The following is a 6,262-nucleotide window of genomic DNA, read 5'->3' as shown; positions in this document are numbered from 1 at the left end:
GTGGTCGGATACGGTGATCGTGGCGAGCGGGGAGGGCCCGTATGACGCGTTGTCGGCGTCGCCGTTGGCGTATCGGTTGAAGGCTCCGGTGGTGTTGGCCGGCCGGGATGGTTTGGATGAGGCCATGGTGCGGGCGGTCAGGGATGCCGGGTTCCGGAAGGTGCTGCTGGTCGGTGGCGAGTCGGTAGTGCCTGTGAGGGTGGAGTCGCAGTTGGGGTCGTTGTCGGTGACGCGTCTTGCGGGTGCGACCCGGTATGGGACGAGCGCGGAGGTGGTGGCTTACGCGTTGGAGCATAGGATCCTGGAGGCGGATGGCGTGGTGTTGGCGTCTGGTGAGAATTATCCCGACGCGTTGGCCGGTGGCGCGCTTGCGGGTCGTACGGGGAACGTGTTGGCGTTGGTGGATGGGCCGGATGCGCGGTCGGTCGGGTTGGCTGCGGAGGCGCAGTCGGACGGGAACCGGGAGACGGCGTTCGTGTTGGGTGGTCCGGTCGTGTTCGGCCAGTGGACCATGGAGCGTATCGCCGCCAAACTCAACAAACACATCCAATAGACGCTCAGCGCGTTCACGCTCGGCTCCCGCTGGCGGGGGCTGTCGGCGGAGCCGACTGGGGGTGGTCCCGCGGCGGGCACCGTAGCCGCGGGCTCGCCTAACGCCGTCCTCGACGCATATAGCTGATTGTATTGGCCTCCACCAGGAACGCTTTCCTGTCGTTTTTGGCGATGACGTCGAGGATGATGCCGGTGCTGACGAGCAGCAGGCCGACGATGACGAGCATGATCGCGCCGATGAGCGTGGGGAAGCGGGCGACCATGCCGGTGCCCACGAACTCGGCGGTCACCATGCCGCACAGGGCGAGCCCGATCAGGCCGACGAGCAGGCCGAGACCGCCGAAGAACGGCAGCGGCTTGTACTCGCGGATCATGCGGAAGATCGTGCCCATCACCCTGATGCCGTCGCCGACCGTGTCCAGCTTGGACACGGACCCGGCCGGACGGTCCCGGTACCGGATGGGCGTCTCGTACAGGCGCAGGTTGTTGTTCAGCGAGTGGATCGTCATCTCGGTCTCGACCTCGAAGCCCCGGGAGAGCACGGGGTACGTCTTGACGAACGTGAAGCTGAACGCGCGGTAGCCGGTCATGATGTCGGTGACGTGCGCGCCGAACAGGTGGTTGATGGAGCCGCGCACGAGCCGATTGCCGAAGTTGTGGAACGGCCGCTTGTTCTCCTGGAAGTACGTGGAGGAGAGGCGGTCGCCGATGACCATGTCGTAGCCTTCGAGCACCTTGGCGACCATGGCGGGCGCCGCGTCGGCGGGGTACGTGTCGTCGCCGTCGGCCATGACGTACACGTCCGCGTCGATGTCCTCGAACATGGCGCGGATCACGTTGCCCTTGCCCTGCCGGGGCTCCCTGCGCACGACGGCGCCGGCCTCCCGGGCAATCTGGGCGGTGCGGTCGGTGGAGTTGTTGTCGTACACGTACACGACCGCGTCCGGCAGCGCCGCACGGAAGTCGCGCACCACCTTCCCGATCGTCACCTCCTCGTTGAAACAAGGAAGCAACACGGCAACGGAAGGACTCACAGGCGCATCAGACATGCGCACCACTATACGCGTCGACTCGTATGATGAAACGAGTTGCGCATGATATCGGGAGGAGATGATGGTGCGTAGGGTGGTTGCGTTGGTGAGGTCGTCGCGGCGGACGGTATGGCTGCCGTTGCTGTTGGGATTGGTGATGGGCGTTGGCGGGTATTCGGCGACGCGTGGCGCGGTCTCGTTCGGCGATCCGACGCTGTACGTGCAGTGTCTCGCGTATGCGGCGCTGTTCTGTCTGCTGTTCCCGTTGCTGTTTTCGGTGCGGGAGCGAGCGCGTCGACGGGATGATCGCGGTGACGATGCGATTGCGGTCGACTCCGATGTCACCGCTCGTGCCGACGAGGACGATCGCGCGATGCCTGCCGGTAAGGTCTCCCGTCTGCGCAAGGCTGTCCGCTTCGAGTATGTGCTGCGCGCGCCGGGGCTGTTGCGTGACGCGCTGCGCGTGTTCGTGTGTTGGGCGCCGTACGTCATCCTGTTGTATCCGGGGATTCTGTACTGGGATACGGGCGATCAGGTGGCGCAGTTCTTTGGCATGTCCGTGTTCGGGCAGGAGCCGGGGCAGATCTGGAATCATCATCCGTTCCTCGACACGTATTTCTACGGTTCGGTGATCTGGCTGGGGCATGCGGTCAGCGGCCATTATGAGGTCGGCATGTTCCTGCTGTCGGTGGTGCACGCGTTTCTCGCGGCGGTCGCCGTGAGCGCTGTGCTTGCCTACCTGCGTGGGCGCGGTTTGACGCGTAGGCCGTTGATCGCCGTCACCGCGACGTTCTGCTTCTTCCCGGTGTTCCCGATCATGTTCGCGTCGATCGTGAAGGATACGACGTTCACGATCGCGTTGCTCGGCTGGTTCGTCATGTACCTGCTGCTCGTGGATTCCAAGCTCGCGAGCATCACGCGCCCCGGGTTCCTTGCCGGGTTCGTCGTGATGTCGCTGCTGGTGGCGCTCACCAAAAGCGTCGGCCTGTATGTAATGGTCGCCGCCCTGCTGCTGCTCGTCATCGGCAGGTATAAGGCGAAGTTCAAAGCGGTGTGCGTGGCCGTGGCCATAGCCTGTTTCGCGTTCGTGAGCATCTTCCTGCCGAAGGTCGTGTTCCCGCGTCTCGACATCGTGCCGGGGGAACGTCAGGCCGCCATCGTCGTCCCCATCCAGATGGTCGCCCGCGTCGCCCACGCGAATCCGTCGGACGTGACCGACGAGGAGAAGCAGGTGCTCAACGAGTACCTGCCGATGAGCTGGGATGAGATGGCACGCAACTATGTGCCGTTCACCACGGATCCGGTGACCGGCTACGCGATTAAGGATACGGGCAGCGTCGTGGATTTCGCGAAGGCGTGGCTGTCGGTCGGGCTGAAGCATCCGCGTGCCTACGTGCAGGCGTTCATCAGCGTGGAATCCGGCTGGCTCGCGTTCAACGGCGCGCCCGCGAACAACGTGGAGCCGCAGGCGCCGTATCCTGAGATCGCGCTGCAATACCAACCGTTGACCACGAACGCGTTGAACGATTCCACGTTCGGCCGATTCGTGCCGAACGGCACCCCCAGCAAGGGGCAGACGGCGGTCAAAGGACTGGTGCGCTGGGTGCAGGATGTTCCGATACTCAACGTGTTCATGTATCTCACCGTGTGGGCGTTGATCGTGCCCGCCTATCTGCTGTATGCGCTGATACGCCGTCGTCCCGGCCGCGACGACGTGATCCGGTTCATCCCGTACTGGTTCGTCACCGCGTTCCTGTTCCTCTGCCCGGTCACCATCCAATTGCAGAACGACCATTCCTCGCCGACCCGTTACGCGTTCTCGATGCTGGTGATGGGCGTCGCCATGATCGGCGTGAATCTTCTGGGAGCGAACGCCGCCGTGAACGATCGGCAAAACCACCGGCAAATCCAACAGAACCATTAGGCTGAATGATTATGAGCATGAAGACGTCGGTCGCCACGTGGGTATGGAAATCGAAGAACAGGCTGCGCAGGGTGGTGACGCATGCCTCCCGTAGGGTGACGCGTCGCCCCCGCATCATCGCGTCGCTGACATCGTATCCGCCGCGCATCGGCGGCGTGCATGTGGCGATCCAGTCACTGCTCGCCCAGCGCGTGCTGCCGGATAGGATCGTGCTCTGGCTGTGCGAACAGGATTTCCCGAACCGGGAACGTGACCTTCCCCAGTCGCTGCTCGACGTGCTCGCCCATGACGTGGTGATCCGATGGGTGCCGGAGAATCTGAAGCCGCATAAGAAGTATTTCTGGGCGTTGCAGGAATACCATGACGACATCGTGATTCTGTTCGACGACGATCTGGTTTATCCGAACACGTGCATCGCCGACTTGATGGCGATGCACGAACGGTTCCCGAAGGCGATTGCGGCGACTCGCACGCATCTGATGATGTTCGACGAGGATGGTTCGCTGAAGCCGTACGACCAGTGGATGTATGAGGCGCCCGCCCACCATCCGCAGCTGGTGGGGAAACCGTCGATGCGCCTGTTCGCGACCACCGGTTTCGGCACGTTGTTCCCGCCGCGCATCATGCCGCAGGCGACGTTCGACGAGGAGACGATTCGCCGTTGCGCGTTGAACGCCGACGACATTTGGCTCAAGGTCATGGAGGTCGTCGCGCGGATTCCGGTGGTGTCCGCTACGACGAACCAGTTGATCGATATGATGCCGGTGGGCGAGGCGATGGCGCAGCGCAGATTCACCTATGTGCCGGATACGCAGGATGTGGCATTGTGCCATGACAATGCGGAGAGCGGCGGCAATGATGTGATTCTTGCGGATACGCTCGCCGATTCGAAGGTGCGGAAACTGCTGGATGGTGATTTCACGCAACTGGTGCGTGACGACGAACTGGATGGGATTATCGGCGCATGACGGGCGGAATGCGTATGGCTCGTCATACTCGGGAATCCGCCGCGCATCCGCAGCGTGTGGCGTCCATCGACCTGCTGCGCGTGCTCGGCATCATCGCGGTGGTCGCCACGCATGCGTTCGCGTTGACGCCGACGCGCAGACTTCTGTTGTTCACTTGGCAGGTGCCGTTGTTCTTCCTGCTGAGTGGGTACTTCTTCCGGTTCGATCGAGCGTTCGGCAAGGATATCGAGACCAGAGCGCGTACGCTGCTGGTCCCGTATGCCTCATGGATGGTGGTGGTGGCCGTGTTCAACTATGGCTATCAGAAGACCCATCAGGTGCCGGTGACGTGGGATTATCTGTTGTCGTTGGTGAAAGGCGGACATTACATCGGCGCGCCGTTCTCGGCGTTCTGGTTCTTCACCGCATTGTTCTTCGTGCGACTGTATGCGCGTGCGCTCGCGTCCGTTAGGCCGTGGCTGCTGGGTGTTGGCGCGGCTGTGGCATTGGTGTTGAGCGTACTGATTCCCGAATGGCTGGGAGACTTGTGGTGGGCCGCCGGTGTTGCCGTGCCGATGCTCGTGTTTCTGGCGGCCGGCATCGCCGTCCGATGGGCCGGTACGTGGATCGACGACATGCAGGCTGCCGTTTGGTTGAAGGCTCTGGCAGGTGCTGTGATGTTCGTCGCCGGTGTCGTCTGCTACGTGGTGTGGCCGATTCCGATGGACATCAAGTACGCGGATTTCGGTACGCCGGTCGTTGGAATCGTCGGATCGTGTCTGCTGTGCGGTGGTCTGGTGCTGCTGTTCTCCGCGTTCACGTTCTGGTCCGCCGTGGTATCCACGTTGGCGCAGGCGGGTGTGCCGGTGTTGTTCATTCATCCCACGTTGATTCTGTGGCTTCGGGACTATGTGGATTCCGGCATGATACGGTTCGTGATTACCGTGGTGGTGTCGTTCGCAATCGGATTGTTGATCAACCGGTCCGCCAAGGCGAAATTGCTGTTCGGCTGATTCGTGAGCATAGGGAAAGCCCCCGGAATATTCCGGGGGCTTCTTGGTTAGTGGCCTATCGCCGCTGTTTAGTTTTCGGGTTTGAGGCCGAGTGTGTCGGCGATGGTTTGCATGGTGTGGTTGTCGACGACGACGCTGGATCCGACGACCCACGCCTTGCTGACACCGTCCGCGTGCTTGCCGGCCAGGGCGATCGCGGGCGACGACGGGTCACGCACCAGCATCAGCGCCGCGTTCGACCTGCCCGCCAGAGGACCCGCCGCCAAGGCGTCCGCGAACCCCTCGCCCGACGCGAACACCGCGCCGTCCATGCCCATGCCCTGCTTCACGCACCACTCCGCGACCTTCGCGCTCGTCTCATAGCGCGTCGGACCGGCCACGCGCTCCGAAGCCACGCCCAGGGCCGGCAGCTGGGCGAAATCCACCCAATCCGACACGACCACGTTGCTGCCGACGATCACCGCCGACGAGAACGAGCCCGACCCGATGGCCGACACCGCGTCCGCCGACAGGCCCGACGTCGGGGTCGCCAGCAGGATCGGCGCCGCGTTCCTGTACGCGTACGAGCTGATCGACAGGGCGTCCGCATAGCCCTCGCCCGTCGCGACGATCAGCTTGTCCGACCAGTCGACGCCCAGACGCCTGCCCGCCTTGTACACCTCCACGTTCGTGTCGTAGCGGTTCGACCCCTGGATGCGGTCCACCGACAGGCCCATCGACCGCAACTCGGAGGCCGCCGCCGCGCTCACGGCGACCGTGCTGCCGATCACGACCGCCTTGCTCGCGCCCGACGCA

The 6,262-nt window shown here is 63.3% G+C and carries 6 protein-coding genes; 4 read left to right on the top strand and 2 right to left on the bottom strand.

Annotated features, from left to right (window positions below):
• The coding region (locus Uis4E_RS11485) for a cell wall-binding repeat-containing protein (protein WP_133125475.1) at positions 1–553 on the top strand (553 nt) is incomplete at its 5' end.
• A gap of 97 nt (positions 554–650) precedes the next feature.
• Here Uis4E_RS11485 and Uis4E_RS11480 read toward each other — a convergent pair.
• Positions 651–1,601, bottom strand: coding sequence for a glycosyltransferase family 2 protein (locus tag Uis4E_RS11480; RefSeq protein ID WP_101623286.1), 951 nt, complete (start codon positions 1,599–1,601; stop codon positions 651–653).
• Between the two features lie 76 nt (positions 1,602–1,677).
• Here Uis4E_RS11480 and Uis4E_RS11475 point away from each other — a divergent pair, with 76 nt between their 5' ends.
• From Uis4E_RS11475 to Uis4E_RS11465, 3 genes are read left to right on the top strand one after another with little or no spacing between them, the layout of a single operon-like run.
• Positions 1,678–3,507 carry a DUF6020 family protein gene (locus tag Uis4E_RS11475; protein WP_133125474.1) on the top strand — a complete coding sequence of 610 codons (1,830 nt, stop codon included), beginning with the start codon at positions 1,678–1,680 and terminating at the stop codon, positions 3,505–3,507.
• A gap of 11 nt (positions 3,508–3,518) precedes the next feature.
• Entirely contained in the window at positions 3,519–4,475 is a 957-nt protein-coding gene (locus Uis4E_RS11470; RefSeq protein ID WP_243394572.1) for a glycosyltransferase family A protein, read from the top strand.
• 14 nt (positions 4,476–4,489) lie between these two features.
• A complete protein-coding gene (locus Uis4E_RS11465; protein ID WP_165784984.1) occupies positions 4,490–5,467 on the top strand; it encodes an acyltransferase family protein in 978 nt (325 codons plus the stop codon).
• 68 nt (positions 5,468–5,535) lie between these two features.
• Here Uis4E_RS11465 and Uis4E_RS11460 read toward each other — a convergent pair.
• Positions 5,536–6,262, bottom strand: a 727-nt coding sequence (locus Uis4E_RS11460; RefSeq protein WP_133125473.1) for a cell wall-binding repeat-containing protein, incomplete at its 5' end; no start/stop codon positions are given.

The sequence above is a fragment of the Bifidobacterium parmae genome (genome assembly GCF_002860365.1).
In the GTDB taxonomy this organism is placed as follows: Bacteria; Actinomycetota; Actinomycetes; order Actinomycetales; family Bifidobacteriaceae; genus Bifidobacterium; species Bifidobacterium parmae.
This window is presented reverse-complemented; position numbering and strand designations above follow the sequence as displayed.